The following is an 18224-nucleotide window of genomic DNA, read 5'->3' on the forward strand; positions in this document are numbered from 1 at the left end:
AAGAAAGTCCCTCCATAAAAGAAGGGACTTTTTAATACATTAAAAATGATTTTTCCAGGCTTGGAAGCGTGCATCCAGTAGGAGTTGTGTCAGATTTTTTAAGATTTCGACTTGCTCAGGCTCTAGTGTCTGGGCTTGAGAAACAAGTTGTCGAACATGTTCAATCGCATTTTTTGAGGATAGTTCATTAATAGAGCTAATTCCAGACTCTAGGATAGTTCCAAAGAAGAGATCAAAATAAAGTTCTAATTCCTCATCGGGAACACTGTCCACCCATTCCTTAAGAGTGTCTTTGATTTGGAGACTTTCGCTACTGATGGACTCTAGTTGGACAAAGTGAGTTCCTTCAGTTTGCCAGCTGAAAGTATTGTGTTGGGCGATACCGCCTAGGGCTAGACTTCGCACGACAATAGGAGTATCAGGCACTTCAAACATCATTCCAATAACAGATCCCTGGGGTACATAACGGTGAATTTTAGGGATAATGTCTTGGTAGCCAGTGGTTTCAGTCAGATGAGCCTGCAAACCAGGAGCATCATAGGTATAGATAGCCGAGATTTTTTCTTGCAACTCAGGCTGGATTTGACTTGCAGCATAGACGGCTAGATTCCCACCTTTAGAATGTCCAGCAATGATTACTTTTCGCTTTGGATATTGTTTAAAGAAATCTTCCAAGTATTCAAGAGCATGCTTTTGGGCAGGGATTTCCTTCATATAGGTCATATGGAAATCTTCTTTCCAACCAATAATACTATCGTCTGTACCACGAAAGACAATCAGATAAGTATCTAAATTAAGACGATAGGTCATAGCAGCGAATTGCTTTTGGAGTTCCACATCAATATCGTTGACAAAGTTAGAGAGCTTGCTATTTTTAAAACGCTTGTGTGTGGAGAGTTGATCTAAGAGTTGCAGACGTTCTTTATTGGTCAACATGTTACTGTCACGAGGAACACGTGTTGCGACATCTAGTAACCGATTATCTGACTCGTCTAGTAAGTTATCAAAAGAAAGATAGGTCAGCTCAGTCAAAGCAAGTATATCCAGTTCATTTAAGGGAAGATCATAAAAAGAATCGTATTGAACATCAGTTAGATAGTCAAAAATTTTGGCCATGAGAATTCCTTTCTTAACTTTTATCATATCAGATTTACATCAATTTCGCTAGTAGTCAGGAGAATTTTGCTATAATATAAAAAAAGGAGGAGCAGATGCACAAGATTTTACTAGTAGAAGATGATCAAGTCATTCGTCAACAAGTTGGGAAAATGCTCTCTGAATGGGGTTTTGAGGTGATTTTGGTTGAGGACTTTATGGAAGTTCTGACGCTATTTGTTCAGTCTGAGCCTCATCTGGTCCTGATGGATATTGGATTGCCTCTCTTTAATGGTTATCATTGGTGTCAGGAAATTCGCAAGATTTCCAAAGTTCCTATTATGTTTCTGTCTTCAAGAGATCAGGCTATGGACATCGTGATGGCTATTAATATGGGAGCTGACGATTTTGTAACCAAGCCTTTTGACCAGCAGGTCCTCATAGCCAAGGTGCAGGGCTTGTTACGTCGCTCCTATGAGTTTGGGCGGGATGAAAGTCTCTTAGAGTATGCAGGAGTTATCCTCAATACCAAGTCTATGGATGTGCATGTCAATGGAAAAACTATCAGTTTAACAAAGAATGAATTTCAGATTTTACGTGTCTTATTTGAGCATGCAGGCAATATCGTGGCGCGTGACGATTTGATGCGGGAACTTTGGAATAGTGATTTCTTCATCGATGATAATACCTTATCCGTTAATGTCGCTCGCTTGCGCAAAAAACTTGAGGAAGAAGGTTTGATTGGTTTTATTGAAACCAAGAAAGGAATAGGGTACGGGTTGAAACATGCTTGATTTTAAAAGTTTTTTTCTAGCTTATATCCGTTCGCGTAGACGTTTTTTTGCTTTTATTCTATCGCTTACAGGTTTGCTTTTTCTCTTTGAAATCTTGTTTGATAAGCAAGGGCCCTACTTTAACTATTTCTTCTTTCTATCTACATTTTTGACATTTTTGTTTCTGGTATTTGATTTCTTGATAGAATTGCAACGCTACCGTAAGGAACTGTTCTACGGCGAAAGAGAAGCCAAGTCACCAATGGAGCTCTTACTAACTGAAAAATTAGAGAAAAGTGAAGAGGAACTTTATCAAAAGAAATCAGATGCGGAAAATCGCTATAATGACTTGGTGGACTACTATACTCTCTGGGTGCATCAGATAAAAACACCAATTGCGGCCAGTAAACTCCTCGTGAGCGAGGTGGCAGATCGCCAACTGAAGCAACAGCTAGAACAGGAAATTTTTAAGATTGATTCCTATACAAACCTCGTTCTCCAATACCTACGCTTAGAGAGCTTCCATGATGATCTGGTGTTGAAAAAAGAAAATGTGGAGGATTTGGTCAAGGAAGTCATTCGCAAATATGCCATTTTCTTTATCCAGAGAGGTTTAAGTGTTAATCTGCATGACTTGGATAGAAGCATTGTGACGGATAAAAAATGGTTGTTAGTAGTTATTGAACAAATCCTTTCAAATAGCCTCAAATACACAAATGAAGGTGGAATTGAGATCTATATGGAAGATCAAGAACTTTGCATCAAAGATACTGGGATTGGCATTAAAAACAGTGATCAATTGCGAGTTTTTGAACGCGGATTTTCAGGCTATAATGGTCGCATGACCCAGCAGTCATCTGGACTTGGACTCTACTTGACCCAAAAAATCAGCCAAGAATTAGGACATCAAATCCGTATCGAATCTGAACTTGGTCAAGGGACGACTGTGCGCATTAAGTTTTCAGAAGTAAACCTACTGATCGAATGAAAAGAATTGCTAAGAGCTTGGAAGAAATCTTTCAAGCTCTTCTTTAGATTTCTATGTAGTGAGAAAATAGGATAGAACAAAGAAAAAGATAACTGGAATTTTTTCCTTTCACTATCTTTTAAATTGATTGAGTTCTTCAGAGAAAGGTTGTAAAATTTTTGATATAATATCAAGGATGGACTGATGGATAGTTAAAAGATAATGTTCAAAAGAATGACAGGTGAGAATTAAAAATATGTAAGATTGGACAGATGTCTCTCTACCATCATCCATGCAGAAACAAGATTATATGAAATAAAAGGAGTAACCAATGACCGGAAACTATTCAACACGGGAATACCGTGAGAAATTATACGATGACCTTCATGTTCGATTGAGAGATACAGCGATTTTGATGTGTGCAATTTTTATTGCCTCTATCGGACTAAATATGAATTCAACAGCTGTCATTATAGGAGCCATGTTGATTTCACCTCTCATGACACCGATTGTTGGACTGGGATTCGGTTTAGCTATTTTTGATACGCGTTTAATCAAGCAATCTCTAGAGGTTTTATTGACTCAAGTGTTGGTCAGTTTGCTTGTCTCGACTCTGTATTTCTGGATTTCTCCCTTGTCTTATGCAAGTAGCGAGTTGATTGCACGAACCTCTCCAACCATTTGGGATGTCCTCATTGCTATTGCGGGTGGGATAGCAGGAGTAATTGGTTCAAGGAAAAAAGAAGCAAACAATATCGTGCCAGGAGTAGCCATTGCTACAGCTCTGATGCCGCCTATCTGTACTGCTGGCTATGGTTTAGCTAATGGGAATGTACGATTTTTATTGGGGGCTCTCTATCTTTTCTTGATCAACTGTGTCTTTATCATGCTAGCCAACATTGTTGGAACAAGAATTTTGATGAGAAAATCTCCTTTAACTTCATTTAAAGAGCTGAGCATTAAAATGAGAATTGGCTTGATATCTTTGATTGTATTGTTGATTCTTCCAGCTAGCTATTCGGCAGTTACTCTGACAATAGAACAAGCGCGCAAAGAAGGGATCAAACAGTTTGTAGGAAAAGAGTTCGCCAATTATACGGTTATTAATCAAGTCTACAAGTCAAGTAACAATGAATTGGTCTTGACGGTTGTTGGAGATCCGATTTCAGAAGAAGAATTAGAAACCATTCGTCAAAAACAAGCCTCTTACGGTATTCAATCTGTTCAATTGAAAGTCAAGCAATTCCATAATTCGGCAAAATTAGATAGTGAGGCGACCAAGGAATTTTACGAAAACATTGACAAGTATATCGAACAAAAACTCTCTGAAAAAGATTTACAAAACGATCGCGCAAAAGAAAATGAAGCAGACAAGGACTGAGGATAGTCAACTTATCTAACTCATGGAAGCAAATCTTGGGAGGATATCCTATATCCAAAAGTTAGTGGATAGAAAGGATTATTGATGAGGCTGCCATTTGTGGTGGTTTGACCGATTACTACTAGCTCAGCTTAATCAAAATACAAAAAAGCAACAACTGAAATAGTTGTTGCTTTTTAGGTGGCTGGAATTTTTATCCCAGGTTTTATCGTTTATTTTTCAACACGTGATTTGTTGGCAATGTCTGCAAGAATCAATTCTACAAATGCGTCTACCGGCATGGTTTCTGTTTCTTTTTGACCATAACGGCGAACGTTTACGGCTTGCTCTTCCATTTCCTTATCACCAACGATTAATTGGTAAGGAATTTTTTGAGTTTGTGAAGCACGGATCTTGAACTGCATTTTTTCATTACGTTCATCTACATCAGCACGGACACCACGGTCACGGAGTTTCTTAGCTACTTCCCAAGCGTAATCCACATGTTTCTCGTTAGAAACTGGGATAAGAGTTACTTGGTGAGGTGCAAGCCATGTTGGGAAGGCACCCTTGTAGTTTTCAATCAAGATAGCTGTGAAGCGTTCCATAGTTGAGATAACACCACGGTGGATCATCACTGGACGGTGCTCTTCACCATCAGCTCCGATGTATTTAAGGTCGAAGCGTTCTGGAAGCAAGAAGTCAAGCTGGATAGTAGAAAGAGTTTCTTCTTTACCAAGAGCTGTCTTGACTTGGATATCCAATTTTGGCCCGTAGAAGGCAGCTTCACCTTCAGCTTCAAAGTAGTCAAGTCCCATGTCATCCATGGCTGATTTCAACATACGTTGAGCGTTTTCCCACATTTCATCATTATCAAAATATTTGTGAGTATCTTGAGGGTCACGATATGATAAACGGAAACGATAGTCAGTCAAGTTGAAATCTTCGTAAACATCGATAATCAATTGAAGCGTACGTTGGAACTCATCTTTGATTTGTTCAGGTGTTACGAAAGTGTGACCGTCATTAAGTGACATTTCACGTACACGTTGGAGACCTGTGAGAGCACCAGATTTTTCATAGCGGTGCATCATACCGATTTCAGCGATACGGATTGGCAATTCACGGTAAGAGTGAACGTGGTGTTTAAAGACTTCGATATGGTGAGGACAGTTCATTGGACGAAGAACGAATTCTTCACCATCACCCATATCCATAGTTGGGAACATATCTTCACGGTAGTGATCCCAGTGACCAGAAGTCTTGTAAAGTTCTACTGAGGCAATTGGTGGAGTGTAGACGTGTTGGTAACCAGCAGCGATTTCTTTGTCCACGATGTAGCGTTCCAATTCACGACGGATAGTCGCTCCATTTGGCAACCAGAATGGAAGACCTTGACCAACCTCTTGAGAAATCATGAAGAGGTCAAGCTCTTTCCCAAGTTTACGGTGGTCACGTTCTTTGGCTTCTTCACGCATTTGAAGGTAGTTCTTCAAATCTTTCTTGTCAAACCAAGCAGTACCGTAGATACGTTGCATCATAGCATTATCGCTATTTCCACGCCAGTAAGCACCTGCTACATTGAGAAGGTGGAAGATTTGGATACGACCAGTTGATGGGACGTGTGGGCCACGGCAAAGGTCTACATATTCACCTTGACGGTAGATGGTCAAGCCACCCTCGTCTTCTGAGTGCTCTTCGATCAATTCCAATTTGTATGGATCGTTTTTGAAGATTTTACGCGCTTCATCTTTAGTCACTTCTTCACGGATAGACGGGAAGTTTTCCTTAACGATTTTCTTCATTTCTTCTTCGATACGAGGAAGATCTTCGTTAGAGATTTGACCCGCTTGGTTGTCTGTATCGTAGTAGAAACCATCTTCGATTGCTGGACCGACACCCAAGTGGATATCTGGGAAAAGGCGACGAGCTGCTTGGGCAAACAAGTGAGCTGCTGAGTGACGCAAGATTGGAAGGGCATCTTCGTGATCAGGTGTCACGATTTCGATGCTTCCGTCTTCTGTGATAGCACGAGTAGTGTCAATCAATTTGCCGTTAAATTTACCAGCAAGAGCCTTTTTAGCTAGGGAATTGCTGATAGATTGGGCAATTTCAAAAGTTGTAACGCCAGATTCGAATTCACGAACAGCGCCATCTGGGAAAGTAATTTTAATCATGGTTTTCTCCTTATATTAGTTATCCATTATTTTTAGAACAGAAGTGTTTTTCGATTTTGCAATCTTAAATCAAGAAAAACAAAAAGCGACCTCCTCGAAAGGACGTCGCAACGTGGTTCCACCTTCATTTATGTTCCTCAAAAAAGAGGGACACCTCTGATTAGCTCTAACGTAGCCACCGTTTTATGTTTGCATAAAAGTTAGTAGAGTAGTATCAGTTTAGACTTCCTATGCGTTCTCAGCAACCACGCACTCTCTAAAAGAAAGATTCTAAGTGACTTGTCTCTATGCATTATTATAGCATGATTGCGAGATTTTTCAAGGATTTTGTGAAAGTTTTTTGTTTTTCAGTTTTTTCACTAAATACTTGATAATGATACCGATAGCCATACCTAGCAAAATAAGAATTTCATAGGCTAGGAAATAAACAATGATAAATTCTCCGAAAGGAATGATAGTAAATCCATAGAGCAAGCAACTACCTAAAAGCCAATGTAGTGAAAAACCAAATCGGTAGCTATAAAGAAGCGAAACTATAAAAACTACAACAGGCGAAATGATGAATATATTTAAAAGATAGAGCTCCGTTAGTTTTGGATTCTGTAATAGTAGTATAAATAATCCATAAAGTGGCCAATAAAAGAAAAATATGACCAGATAGTAGGGGAGATATTGCGAGAATTTACGCATGGTAATCACCTCACTTTTCAAGCTGTCACCTTAGATATCCTTCCTATAACTATTATAGCACATTTGCGGTATTGATAGTAAATTAGTTGACAAAGAAGTTAGTTATTGGTAGAATAAGAACTGTCGTAAAGACAAATAACTTCTTCTTGGTTACAGGCATGCCAACCTGTCACTCGGATGAAGCCAAATAAAAAGGAGAAACATCATGGCAATCTCAAAAGAGAAAAAAAATGAAATCATCGCACAATATGCCCGTCACGAAGGTGATACAGGTTCAGTAGAGGTTCAAGTTGCTGTCCTTACTTGGGAAATCAACCACCTTAACGAACACATCAAACAACACAAAAAAGACCACGCTACTTACCGTGGATTGATGAAGAAAATCGGTCGCCGTCGTAACTTGCTTGCATACTTGCGTAAAAACGACGTTAACCGTTACCGTGAGTTAATCAACTCTCTTGGACTTCGTCGTTAATCTTGCGTCTAAAACGTTTCTATACTTCGTTGACTTCGCCTCGATGTACCATCAGTACAATCTTCGGCTTATCGCCTAGTTTATAAACGTTTTATCCAGCAAGAATAAAGCTCTCTGACTTCAGAGGGCTTTTTGTTTTTGCCAAGTGCTTAGGCCGTGTTCAATTGAGCATATCTTGAGAATTAGGCTACTCTAGTTGAGTAGCTTTTTTGTTTTTGTCACCTTACCTGGGTATACGCAAGTACAATCTTCGGCTTCGGTTCCTAGCATCGTAAGGTAAAATAAAGCAGAAAGCTCTCCCTTCGGGGAGATTTTTTTGTTCACTAGGATTTTAGCCCAAGCTCAAATTAGCTCTCTGACTTCAGAGGCCTTCTTTCTATATTTTTCTAGTCTTGTCCCTGCTTTAGAAATGTGGTATACTAATTTATGAAAATTGTCTAAATTTTTAATCTTTGATAAAGGGAGGGTTTCATGCTTTCCAAATTTTCTGGAAGCCATCAAAACCTACGATATTTTTTTCTCCTTGCTTTTTTGCTAGGAGCATTGGGAATCTCACTGTTTCTAGCTGTTTCTATGGGTTCAGTTCAAATTAGTTTGAGTGATACTTATCGGATAATTTTGAGTAAGATGGGAGCTCCGCTGGAGATAGAAGACTTTTCGAAGTCGACACTTGCGATTGTCTGGAATATGAGATTGCCACGGGTTTTTCTTGCTTTAATAGTTGGTGCAGGCCTATCTATGTGTGGTAGTGTCATGCAGTCAACAGTCAATAATCCAATCGCAGAGCCCTATGTGTTAGGAATTTCTGCTGGGGCAACCTTTGGTGCGACTTTGAGTATCATTCTTGGCTTTAAGGTCATGATTGGTCTTGGTTCATTCCTTGGAGCGCTTGTGGCAACAGTTGCAGTCTTACTCATTGCTTCCATGCAAGGCAGGATGACAACTTCTAGCCTCATTTTATCAGGGACTGTGGTCAATGCACTCTTTTTGGCTTTTTCAAACTTTATTATCTCAATTGGCGCTAATGCAGATAGTGTCATGACCATCAAGTTTTGGACCATGGGTTCTCTAGCAGGGATCTCCTGGGCTCACTTAACCCTGCCAGCAGTAGTCGTGGGAATAGCTTTTTTGTTTTTCTCTACTCAATATCGTGTTTTTAATGCTATGATGATGGGAGATGAGGCAGCCTTGACCTTGGGGATTCCCCTACGTTTTTATTGGTATCTCTATGTGACGATTGTGGCTGTGCTGACAGCTATCTTGGTATCAACCTGTGGGATTATCGGTTTTGTCGGTCTTATTACCCCACATTTGGCGAGAAGTTTGGTGGGTACAAACTACAGAAGGCTTTTTCCGATAGCAACCTTGCTCGGAGCCCTCTTTGTTATCTGGGCAGATGTTCTTGCTCGTGTTTTAATCCAAAATGCTGAGCTGCCGATTGGGATATTCACAGCCCTAGTAGGTGCACCTTTCTTTATCTACATGGTTGCAAGTAGACGAAGGGAGGTGAGAGTCTGATATGGACTTAATGTGTCAGGATATTCATTTTGGAATCGGAGAAAAAAAGATTCTCAAAGGAGTCTCACTCAAACTGGAGGGCAACCAATTTCATACTATTTTAGGACCCAATGGCAGTGGGAAGACTAGCTTGTTGAAACTTCTCTATCGACAGGAAAAGTCTGATCAGGGCTTGATTTCTCTAGATGGGAAACCACTGGAACAAATGAGCCTGAAGGAAACGGCAAAACAGATGGCCGTCATCACGCAGTTTAATCAACTCCAGTTTGATTGTACGGTTGAAGAAATTGTTATGCTGGGTAGAACGCCTCATCTCTCTTTCTTACAAAAGGAAAAAGAAAAAGACTTTGCCTTGGTTGAGGATGCTCTAGTCAAGGTAGATATGCTCGAAAAGAGAAGTCGTCTCTACTCTTCTCTATCAGGAGGAGAGAAACAACGGGTTTTATTGGCACGCGCCTTGGCCCAAGAGCCAACACTCTTGCTCTTAGATGAACCGACCAATCATTTGGATATCAAGTACCAGCTAGACTTGTTAACCATTGTCAAACATCTCCATATCAATGTGTTAGCCGTCTTGCATGATATTCAGCTAGCTTGTCGCTATTCAGACTATCTCTATCTGATGAAAGAAGGGGAGATTGTTTACCAAGGTACTCCAAAAGAGACCATCACACCCGAGTCTTTGCAGGCTGTCTATGGTGTTCAAAGTAAGATTACTTGGACAGAGGATCAGCAAGCCATGATTCACTATTTATAAACATTAAAAAGGAAAAGAAAAACATGAAAAAATCACTCAGTATTTTGCTCCTAACAGTAGCTACCTTATCTTTGGCAGCTTGTGGTAACACTTCTAAAGAAACAGCAAGTGCACCAGCTACAACAGAAGCTAGTCAAAAAGCCAATACAGAAACCAGCTATCCTGTAACCATCAAAACTTATGATGCTAAAGGAAATGAAGTCGAACAAGTCTTTGAAAAGGCACCTGAAAAGGTCATCACCAACAACCTTTCAACAACTGAAATCCTACTTGAACTCGGTTTGAAGGATAAAATTGCTGGTATGCTCAATCCTGATAATGCTGTAACTGGTAAATACAAGGATGCCATTGAAGCTATCCCTCATATTGGCGATAAAAAATCTGTCTCACAAGAAACGGTTCTTTCTTATGAACCAGATGCCTTGATGGGACGCAATATGATGTTCTCTGAAAAGTCAATGGGAACGATTAGTGCTTGGAATGAAAATAAAATCCCTGTTTATACGCAAAAAGCTTCACTTTCAACTATCCAACAAGATTTAGGAAATATCGTAGAAGATGTGAAGAATCTTGGTACCATTTTCAATGTTCAAGACAAGGCTAACCAGTACGCAGAACAATTACAAGCTAAAATCGATGCGGTTAAAAAGGCCAACCCAGAAACACAGGGTGAAAAGAAAAAAGCTTTGATTATGGTTGCTTACAATGACGAAACCTTTGGTGCCTACAAATCAGCCCTCCAAGAAAGCCTGCTTAACCAACTTGGTTATACCAATGTTGCAACAGGAACATCTGGTTTGACCTTGGAAAATCTAGTATCAATGGATCCAGAGTTGATTATCTATGTAACCAGCGATCGCAATCAAAAGTTGGATGAAAAAGCAGTGGATTTGATGAAGGCAAATGCTGTTTTGGAAAATGTACCAGCAATCAAGAATCAAAAAATCATGACCATCTCTTACGATGAATTGATGGACTATGGTCCTTCAGTGATTGATTCCCTTGAAAAAATCAATGACTTTATCAAGAAATAAGGAGTTTAACTGGGAAGGGATTCGAGTTAAGGTCAGTCTTCCTTCAAACTATGACTCTAAACAATCCTACCCAGTTGTACTCTTAAACGATGGAGAACTGGACTACTTATCAGACCTATCTCAATCTGTGATTTTGGTGGGTTTGATTCCAGAAAGCCGTCTGAATGACTTCACACCCTGGCAGGCTAGAGCTTTAAAAGAAGGGGCTCCGGATTTTGGTGGGAAGGTAGAAGCCTATCATGAGAAGATCTTTCAAGAAATTCTAACAACTCTAAAAAAAGACTACTTGATTGATGAAAATAGGATTGCATATGGTGGTTATTCACTGGGTGGTCTTGCTGCTATCTATAGTCTCTATAGTAGTTATCTTCCTGTGACCTGTATCTTTTCTATCTGTGGTTCTTTCTGGTATCCAGACTTTACAGACTATTGTAGGGAACATGATCTGATACAGAGTCAAAGTCTGATTTATCTGCAAAATGGTCAGACAGAAGGTGCCAATCATTCCAATCGTCTGTCTAAGGCTCCGATGTTTGCAAGGGAACTACATAACCTGATTTCAGAAGCAGTTCCCACAACATATTCTACATTTGATGCTTATGGGCATCATGAAGCTCTCGACCAACGCTATCATCATTTATGTGATTGGCTGAGAGAAGAGTGGAAGCTCAAATAATCCTATAACACTCCTTGTTCATCGCAACTAGGAGTGTTTCTCTTGTATGCTTGTCCTTGGAATTTTCAAGCGATTACCCTTGACGGAAATCCCTCCCTGTAATAAACGAAATTATGGTATAATGAGAAGATAGATAGAATCGAGGAAATTATGTCATTTACACAATTTAAATTTAAGAAATATATAGAAAAAGCTTTGGAAGAGTTGAAGTTTACGACGCCTACCGAAGTGCAAGAAAAGTTGATTCCTATTGTTTTGGCAGGTCGTGACTTGGTCGGTGAATCAAAAACAGGTTCAGGAAAGACCCATACCTTCTTGTTGCCAATTTTCCAACAGCTAGATGAAGAGAGTGATAGTGTACAAGCCGTTATTACAGCTCCAAGTCGTGAGTTAGCAACACAGATTTATCAAGCGGCTCGCCAGATTGCAGGACATTCAGATGTTGAGATTCGTGTTGCCAACTATGTTGGTGGTACAGATAAGGCTCGCCAAATTGACAAACTGGCAAGCAACCAGCCCCATATTGTTATCGGGACGCCAGGGCGTATCTATGACTTGGTCAAGTCTGGTGATTTGGCTATCCATAAGGCTAAGACCTTTGTAGTCGATGAAGCGGACATGACCTTGGATATGGGATTCTTGGAGACGGTTGATAAGATTGCAGGAAGTCTTCCTAAGGACTTGCAGTTTATGGTCTTTTCAGCGACTATTCCACAAAAACTGCAACCATTCTTGAAGAAATACTTGTCAAATCCTGTCATGGAGAAAATCAAGACCAAAACAGTCATCTCTGATACAATTGATAACTGGTTGATTTCGACCAAGGGTCGTGACAAGAATGCCCAGATTTATGAGTTGACTCAAGTCATGCAGCCTTATCTAGCCATGATTTTTGTCAATACCAAGACTCGGGCGGATGAATTACATGCATACCTAACAGCTCAAGGCTTGAAGGTAGCGAAGATTCATGGAGATATTGCTCCTCGTGAACGCAAACGTATCATGAATCAGGTGAAAAATCTTGATTTTGAGTACATCGTTGCGACTGACCTAGCTGCGCGTGGGATTGATATTGAGGGTGTCAGCCATGTTATCAATGATGCTATTCCACAGGACTTGTCCTTCTTTGTTCACCGTGTTGGACGAACTGGACGTAATGGTTTGCCAGGTACAGCTATTACCCTTTACCAGCCTAGTGATGACTCTGATATTCGTGAGTTAGAGAAATTAGGAATTAAGTTTGTACCTAAGGTGGTTAAAGACGGAGAATTCCAAGATACCTATGACCGCGATCGTCGTGCCAATCGTGAGAAGAAACAGGAAAAACTGGACATTGAAATGATTGGACTGGTTAAAAAGAAAAAGAAAAAAGTCAAACCAGGCTACAAGAAAAAAATTCAGTGGGCTGTCGATGAAAAACGTCGCAAAGCTAAGCGAGCAGAAAGTCGTGCCCGTGGACGTGCAGAACGTAAAGCTAAACGCCAAACCTTTTAAAAGTAAAACAGTAGGACCAAGTGGTTTTACTGTTTTTTTATAGTTCTACATCGGGATTGACAGAATTCATCAGTAGATGATATTGGGAAAATGATCATTTAATCTAAACATTCTTTTAATATTATGGAGTGTATAATATACTTAAATTAAAAGTTGATTGTAGGAGAAGTTAAATGAAAGACTTTATAGCTGGGATTGGTGAAATAAATGTTATTGCTTATCTGATATATGTGTATAAGTTGAATTTTATAAAAACTTTTTAACTTGGGAGCAGATACAAATAGATAAACGTATCAATAATTGCTGCTAAGTACATACAAAAAGCACTTTAGTTGATAGTAACATAATATGTGTTACCAGCTAAAGTGCTTTCTTAATTTTCTAGATACTCAAAAATTTTTCTCTGGATTCATTTGAATCTTCCATTTTGAAAATATTTAAAAATTCAAGATAGGCTGAAAATCGTTCTTCCGGGATAAATGTTAACATTTCTTCTGTATCAGCTCCAGATTGGTTTAGGCCCCATTCGTTCAGTATTCTAACGAATTCATCAGAAATACGAATATCACGTTCTCTAATTTCATCAAGTCCCCAATTGTTATTACTGTGACTTAACTCAAGTAAGATGCCAACTTTGGACTTCTTGTAGCTTTCTTTTTTCTTAGCAAAGTATCCGTTGCTTGCTATAATATTGAGCCTCTTTTCAAAGGGAATTTTATTTCCAATATGTTCAACCAATTCTTTGACTTCAGAATCTGAATTCGTTGGGAAATAACTTGATTGCCATTTTTGAGGAAGGATATGTTCAATCTCCCATTTTTCTGGTAGTAATTCTGATTGATGCTGATAAGCTATGATCTTTAATATCATCCTCACAGTATTACGGTGCGCTATCTTGATTTTATCTGACAATTCTTTCTCATCGATTTGGCCGAAACTGAATTTGGGTTGTGCTGAGTTAATGATTTCTGCATTTAAATTCAAGATTCCAGTTTTAACGGCATTAATTGTTGGTGTTATGATATATTTTGCAGAAAGAACTGCTAATAATCTCTTTACAAAAATAAGAAAATCATCTTCAAATGTGTCTTTATGATGATAGTGTAAATAATAAATAACAACAGGATATTTCCAGAACTCATTAGGGTAAGAAGTCAGAGCATCCAAAATTTGTTTTATTTCAATATTTTCGGACCACTTTTCATTTTCTAGTGAGACTCTATTATTTATCACTATCCACAAGTTTAAAATGGCATTTAAGTTTTGCATTAAATCCTGTGAGTACAGTTTTTTGAAATTATCTTTTGCATAATATTTTCTAATACCAGGAGTGGTTGTCTTGCGATCGTTTTCATTTGCTCTCAAGTAAAACATATAGTAGTAAAACAACTTTTGAATACTTTCACCAGCATTTGTAGCTTGTTCATCTAGTTCTTGCCAGAGTTCTATAAATTCCTTTTTTTCATCTGAATTCAAGTGATTATAAATTTTTGCTTTAAAAATATCAGCATCGGATAATGCTAATCCTCTATCGTTTAGAGTTGAAAAAATAGTTAGTGCTGTTTCTTGACTATCGGCTGTAATAGGGAGAAGAATAGCTTGATTTAAGGTATTACTGATGAAGTTATAAAAGGACAATGGATTATCTGCAGCATATTCATTAACTAGTTGCTGGAGCAATCTATAATTTTTAGCATAGTTGCTATTTGATTTTTCATCTGCTTTTCCAGAGACTAGTATCTTAGCAAATTCTTGATTCCCCTCCTCTCCCATTACCCGGGAACTAATAAGGATTTCATCAAAATTAACTTCACCTGTAGTTGGATTTTGTTTCCAAATTGTTGGTTCGATTTGACTTCTCAAGAAATTAGTCTTAGGACCACCACTTTCTAATTTAGTGTAAATAGCCCTCAACAGCAATAAGAGGCTTGTAATACGCTGTTGACCATCGATGATTTCCTGTTCTTTATTACCATTGTCATATGCAACTATTGTACCAAGAAAGTAAGTATTATTTTCATCTTCGGTAGTATTGAGTGTGTATTCAGTTAAATCATCAAATAAAATTTGAATTTGTTCATCTGACCAAGCATATGGTCGTTGATATTCTGGAATAATAAATCTTTTATTCTTCCCAGTTTCTAATAGTTGTTTGACACTTCTTTTGTCAACATTTATTGATGTAGTCATAGAAGAAATTCCTTTGATTTGTTTATAATATATCTCATTATATCAATTTTTTAATTTTTTTTCTAAGAAATTTCTATTTTGGGAAAAAATGAGTGGATTTTCAAGTCTGTGTGGGTAGAATAATTTTTTACAAAAATTGATATTTTTAAGAAAGCACAATGTTAATAAATGGTATAATAAAGCTAGTTCAAATTGCTGGAGATAATATAATGTTAGCTGATAAAGAAATGTTCTTCAAAGCAGGAGATACCCTCCGTGAGCAAGGGATACTTGAAAAGTTTGAAGAGGAAAATGGGGAAATAACTGGTCATATGATGATTACGATGACGGAAATACCTCCTGAATTAGGAATTGATAAAGTTAGCGATAATATGCGTGCTTTTTGTGCTTCCTTTGATTTCTATGATATGATGATTGGAATTGCATTCGATTTAGACACAATGGAACTTATTCCTCAAATGTGGTTCACTCCTCAGACTGATGATGCTGTGGAACCTTCTAGTGAATGGATTGAATTCTTTGTAAAAACTCTGTGTGAGAATATATCAGAAGATGGTTTTGGAGTACCCATGTATTGTTTTTTAAATGACCACAGTGATCTCACAATTGTTCCGACTAAATCATAGAAAAGAGAAAGGGGAAAGATTTTGAATAAACAGGATTACCGCTTAGCTCATGCATATTGTAGTAATAATAAGCCTGAGTTGGAAAAGGATGAAATTTGTGGTTGTTTTTATTGTAAGCAAATTTTTTCTCCACTTGAAATTGATGATTGGATAGTGGAAGATACAAGAATAGACTACAGAGGAACAGCATTATGCCCATATTGTGGCATTGATTCTGTAATTGGTGCAAGCTCTGGATTCCCAATAACTAAAGAATTCCTTGAGGCAATGCATCGGACTTGGTTTGGATAATTTCGTTAATATTATTGGATGATAAAGAATTTTTGGAAAATCTAGTTACTGTACGAATCTCTACCTTTTTCTCTACCTTTTTTTCTTAAACTGTTATAAAGTCTGTCAGAATAAGCTTTGTAGTTATAGAAGTTAATTTTTACAGAAGTGAAATAATTAGATATAATAAAAGCCTATGAAATCAGTATTTCAAAGGCTTTTTCCTTTTAATTTTAGCAAAATAATCGAATTTTAACTGATTAAGATACTTCAGTTAAAAATAAATAAATAATTAATCATTATTGAAATGCATGTTTGGAATTTGAATAGCTCCGTAAGCACCCTCTGAAAAGAAACCAGTATAAAGTCTAAGTTTCTCTATCATTGGATGAATTAATGCTTGTTGAAATTCAGTATCTGTAGAGAGATCTTCTGGTAAATCAGTGATTAAAACTGAATATACAGCTTTAATCTCGGCATAAATATTATACCTACTGTCTGGGTAGGTGATTTCCATATTAATTATAATAATCTGATTATTTTGCCCTTCTTCTCTATCAGGAAGATTCACGCTAATAGTAGCTTTTCCATCCTCCTTCGTTACCTCATCTTGATGTACGGCGAATTCAAATTTATTAAATGTAATTTTTCTTATTTCTATATTTGTTGATTTCATTTTAGCCTCCAACTGACAATGAAATAACATTACCTTTTGTATTCCTTCTATTAGGAATATTCTGTTCTTTATATGGTAATCTAGTTTCGGACTCGTTTTTCACAATGTAATGAATATGTTGTACTGGTGAAGAGACCTTTTCTTCAATGGTTCTGCTAAATTGCTTAGTCATGATTTCAAATTTGCTAGCTAATTGTTCAAAAGAATTTTGACTCTGCTTATATATTCCATCATTAATCAATTGCACTATAGTTTGATTTAAACTAATACCTTCGATTTCAGAACGTTCTTTTAAATTCCTATGTAATGTTTTGGCTATTCTTAGGGTTATCTTCCCACTATATTCCTCTAAAGAATTTTCAAGAGGTTCTTTAATTTCTCTGCCCCACTCAAGATTAGCCTCAATCCAATCAGCTTTAGCTAATTCAATTTCTTCATAAACTTCTTCCAAAGTTTCGCCATAAACAATTAATCCAGGTAATTCTTTAATAGAAGCAGTAAATAACCACTCACCATCTTCATATATTTTGTTAATCAAAATAGGATAATTTAGTCCAAGATAATATTCTTTATCTCTCATTACTTAAACCCTCCTCTAATTCTATCACTTTCTCAATCATCTTTATAATCTTCTTAACATAAACTGGTTTAATAGGTTTATGTCGCGGTATTGGAAAACTCTCCTGTAACAAAGGATGAGTCGTTATTGAATGATTGCTTCCTTCTCTCCACATAAAACCATACTTTTTGCACAGAGTTTCTAAACGTTCAGGGGTAACAGATTTGGGGTCTTTTTTTATTTTTTGCAACTCTTTTTCTTTGCCCATGACATACCTCACCTAAAGTGACACTATATATGGTGTCATAATAATTATATCCCAAAAATTTGCTAAATTCAAGAATTTCTCTTAATTTTAATAAAATAACTGAATTTTAACTGATTATAATAATCAAGAAATTATTTCAGATAAATCTATCATGGTTGTTCAATCTTATGTTTTCCCTTTTTGCATGACATGAAGGTAGATTTTTTCTATTTCCCTACTATCTTATGAATGTCCTACAAACTCTCGAATAACGTTTAGGATTAGATTCTTATCAGCCATGACTGAAACAAAACTATGTTGGAACATATGGGGAACTATGTGAACAGGTCTATCAAAATCGACTAGGTTGTCAATATTCTTATAGGAATTCCCATTTTTCTTATTATACTTTGCAGACTGACTAGTTCCTCCTCTTAAAAACATTAAAATTTCTGTATGATATAATGAACTCCCCTGCAGATTCTTCCCCTATTTAGAATCTATTAGTTCAAATTTTATAAAATTAATAAGTAAAATTAGTCCTAAGAAAACGTGGTTTTACACTGTTTTGAAAACAACTGTGAACTATTTTTTCAAAACTAGGTATTAAGAAAGCTTGTAAAGCATCAAATAATAGAAG

Annotated in this window: 19 protein-coding genes and 1 pseudogene; 11 read left to right on the forward strand and 9 right to left on the reverse strand. The window is 37.4% G+C overall.

Annotated features, from left to right (window positions below; translation table 11 throughout):
• Positions 1–39 precede the first annotated feature (39 nt).
• A complete protein-coding gene (locus tag QM419_RS00650; protein ID WP_414277552.1) occupies positions 40–1116 on the reverse strand; it encodes a DUF2974 domain-containing protein in 1077 nt (358 codons plus the stop codon).
• 95 nt (positions 1117–1211) lie between these two features.
• Between QM419_RS00650 and QM419_RS00655 the strand changes: the two genes are divergently transcribed.
• The 3 genes from QM419_RS00655 (at position 1212) to QM419_RS00665 (ending at position 4216) form a co-directional block, all read left to right on the forward strand.
• Positions 1212–1889 (forward strand): response regulator transcription factor, encoded by a 678-nt coding sequence (locus tag QM419_RS00655; protein WP_414277553.1) that lies wholly within the window; start codon positions 1212–1214, stop codon positions 1887–1889.
• On the forward strand, positions 1882–2856 hold the full coding sequence (locus QM419_RS00660) for a sensor histidine kinase (RefSeq protein ID WP_414277554.1): 975 nt from the start codon (positions 1882–1884) through the stop codon (positions 2854–2856). Before QM419_RS00655 ends, QM419_RS00660 begins: the two co-directional genes overlap by 8 nt.
• A gap of 310 nt (positions 2857–3166) precedes the next feature.
• Positions 3167–4216 (forward strand): DUF389 domain-containing protein, encoded by a 1050-nt coding sequence (locus tag QM419_RS00665; RefSeq protein WP_414277555.1) that lies wholly within the window; start codon positions 3167–3169, stop codon positions 4214–4216.
• Positions 4217–4428: 212 nt separating this feature from the next.
• Here the strand turns inward: QM419_RS00665 and thrS are convergent, their stop codons facing one another.
• The 3 genes and pseudogenes from thrS to QM419_RS00680 form a co-directional block, all read right to left on the reverse strand.
• A complete protein-coding gene (thrS, locus tag QM419_RS00670) occupies positions 4429–6372 on the reverse strand; it encodes a threonine--tRNA ligase (protein WP_414277556.1) in 1944 nt (647 codons plus the stop codon).
• Between the two features lie 69 nt (positions 6373–6441).
• Positions 6442–6569: pseudogene (locus QM419_RS00675) on the reverse strand (AAA family ATPase); the annotation flags it as partial.
• Positions 6570–6690: 121 nt separating this feature from the next.
• A complete protein-coding gene (locus QM419_RS00680) occupies positions 6691–7062 on the reverse strand; it encodes a hypothetical protein (protein ID WP_414258835.1) in 372 nt (123 codons plus the stop codon).
• Positions 7063–7267: 205 nt separating this feature from the next.
• On the opposite strand from QM419_RS00680, the gene rpsO reads away from it, so the two are divergent.
• From rpsO to QM419_RS00710, 6 genes are all read left to right on the forward strand, one after another.
• Positions 7268–7537, forward strand: coding sequence for a 30S ribosomal protein S15 (rpsO, locus tag QM419_RS00685; protein WP_001018251.1), 270 nt, complete (start codon positions 7268–7270; stop codon positions 7535–7537).
• A 471-nt stretch (positions 7538–8008) separates the two neighbouring features.
• The gene (locus tag QM419_RS00690) at positions 8009–9055 is read left to right on the forward strand and encodes a FecCD family ABC transporter permease (RefSeq protein ID WP_414253881.1); all 1047 of its coding nucleotides are present in this window, start codon (positions 8009–8011) and stop codon (positions 9053–9055) included.
• Position 9056: 1 nt separating this feature from the next.
• Positions 9057–9812: an ABC transporter ATP-binding protein gene (locus QM419_RS00695; RefSeq protein WP_414253880.1), complete on the forward strand. Its 756-nt coding sequence runs from the start codon at positions 9057–9059 to the stop codon at positions 9810–9812.
• 23 nt (positions 9813–9835) lie between these two features.
• Positions 9836–10846 carry an ABC transporter substrate-binding protein gene (locus tag QM419_RS00700; RefSeq protein WP_414277557.1) on the forward strand — a complete coding sequence of 337 codons (1011 nt, stop codon included), beginning with the start codon at positions 9836–9838 and terminating at the stop codon, positions 10844–10846.
• Positions 10827–11522, forward strand: a complete 696-nt coding sequence (locus QM419_RS00705) for an alpha/beta hydrolase-fold protein (protein WP_414277558.1) — start codon at positions 10827–10829, stop codon at positions 11520–11522. Before QM419_RS00700 ends, QM419_RS00705 begins: the two co-directional genes overlap by 20 nt.
• Before the next feature lie 150 nt (positions 11523–11672).
• Positions 11673–13016: a DEAD/DEAH box helicase gene (locus QM419_RS00710; protein ID WP_414277559.1), complete on the forward strand. Its 1344-nt coding sequence runs from the start codon at positions 11673–11675 to the stop codon at positions 13014–13016.
• A 381-nt stretch (positions 13017–13397) separates the two neighbouring features.
• On the opposite strand, the gene QM419_RS00715 is transcribed toward QM419_RS00710, so the two are convergent.
• Complete coding sequence (locus QM419_RS00715) at positions 13398–15206, reverse strand: DUF262 domain-containing protein (RefSeq protein ID WP_414277560.1); 1809 nt, start codon at positions 15204–15206, stop codon at positions 13398–13400.
• A 209-nt stretch (positions 15207–15415) separates the two neighbouring features.
• On the opposite strand from QM419_RS00715, the gene QM419_RS00720 reads away from it, so the two are divergent.
• Together QM419_RS00720 and QM419_RS00725 are read left to right on the forward strand one after the other, a co-directional pair.
• The gene (locus QM419_RS00720) at positions 15416–15832 is read left to right on the forward strand and encodes a hypothetical protein (RefSeq protein WP_414277561.1); all 417 of its coding nucleotides are present in this window, start codon (positions 15416–15418) and stop codon (positions 15830–15832) included.
• Positions 15833–15853: 21 nt separating this feature from the next.
• The gene (locus QM419_RS00725) at positions 15854–16123 is read left to right on the forward strand and encodes a cytoplasmic protein (RefSeq protein WP_414277562.1); all 270 of its coding nucleotides are present in this window, start codon (positions 15854–15856) and stop codon (positions 16121–16123) included.
• Between the two features lie 271 nt (positions 16124–16394).
• On the opposite strand, the gene QM419_RS00730 is transcribed toward QM419_RS00725, so the two are convergent.
• The 4 genes from QM419_RS00730 to QM419_RS00745 all read right to left on the reverse strand — a co-directional run bounded on the left by QM419_RS00730 (position 16395) and on the right by QM419_RS00745 (position 18028).
• The gene (locus QM419_RS00730) at positions 16395–16778 is read right to left on the reverse strand and encodes a hypothetical protein (protein ID WP_061596617.1); all 384 of its coding nucleotides are present in this window, start codon (positions 16776–16778) and stop codon (positions 16395–16397) included.
• A 1-nt stretch (position 16779) separates the two neighbouring features.
• On the reverse strand, positions 16780–17358 hold the full coding sequence (locus QM419_RS00735) for a toxin-antitoxin system HicB family antitoxin (protein ID WP_049530574.1): 579 nt from the start codon (positions 17356–17358) through the stop codon (positions 16780–16782).
• Entirely contained in the window at positions 17348–17605 is a 258-nt protein-coding gene (locus QM419_RS00740) for a HicA family toxin-antitoxin system (RefSeq protein ID WP_414277563.1), read from the reverse strand. Before QM419_RS00740 ends, QM419_RS00735 begins: the two co-directional genes overlap by 11 nt.
• A gap of 222 nt (positions 17606–17827) precedes the next feature.
• Positions 17828–18028, reverse strand: a complete 201-nt coding sequence (locus QM419_RS00745) for a hypothetical protein (RefSeq protein ID WP_049530573.1) — start codon at positions 18026–18028, stop codon at positions 17828–17830.
• Positions 18029–18224: the final 196 nt, after the last annotated feature.

It is taken from the genome of Streptococcus infantis (genome assembly GCF_047464715.1).
In the GTDB taxonomy this organism is placed as follows: Bacteria; Bacillota; Bacilli; order Lactobacillales; family Streptococcaceae; genus Streptococcus; species Streptococcus infantis_S.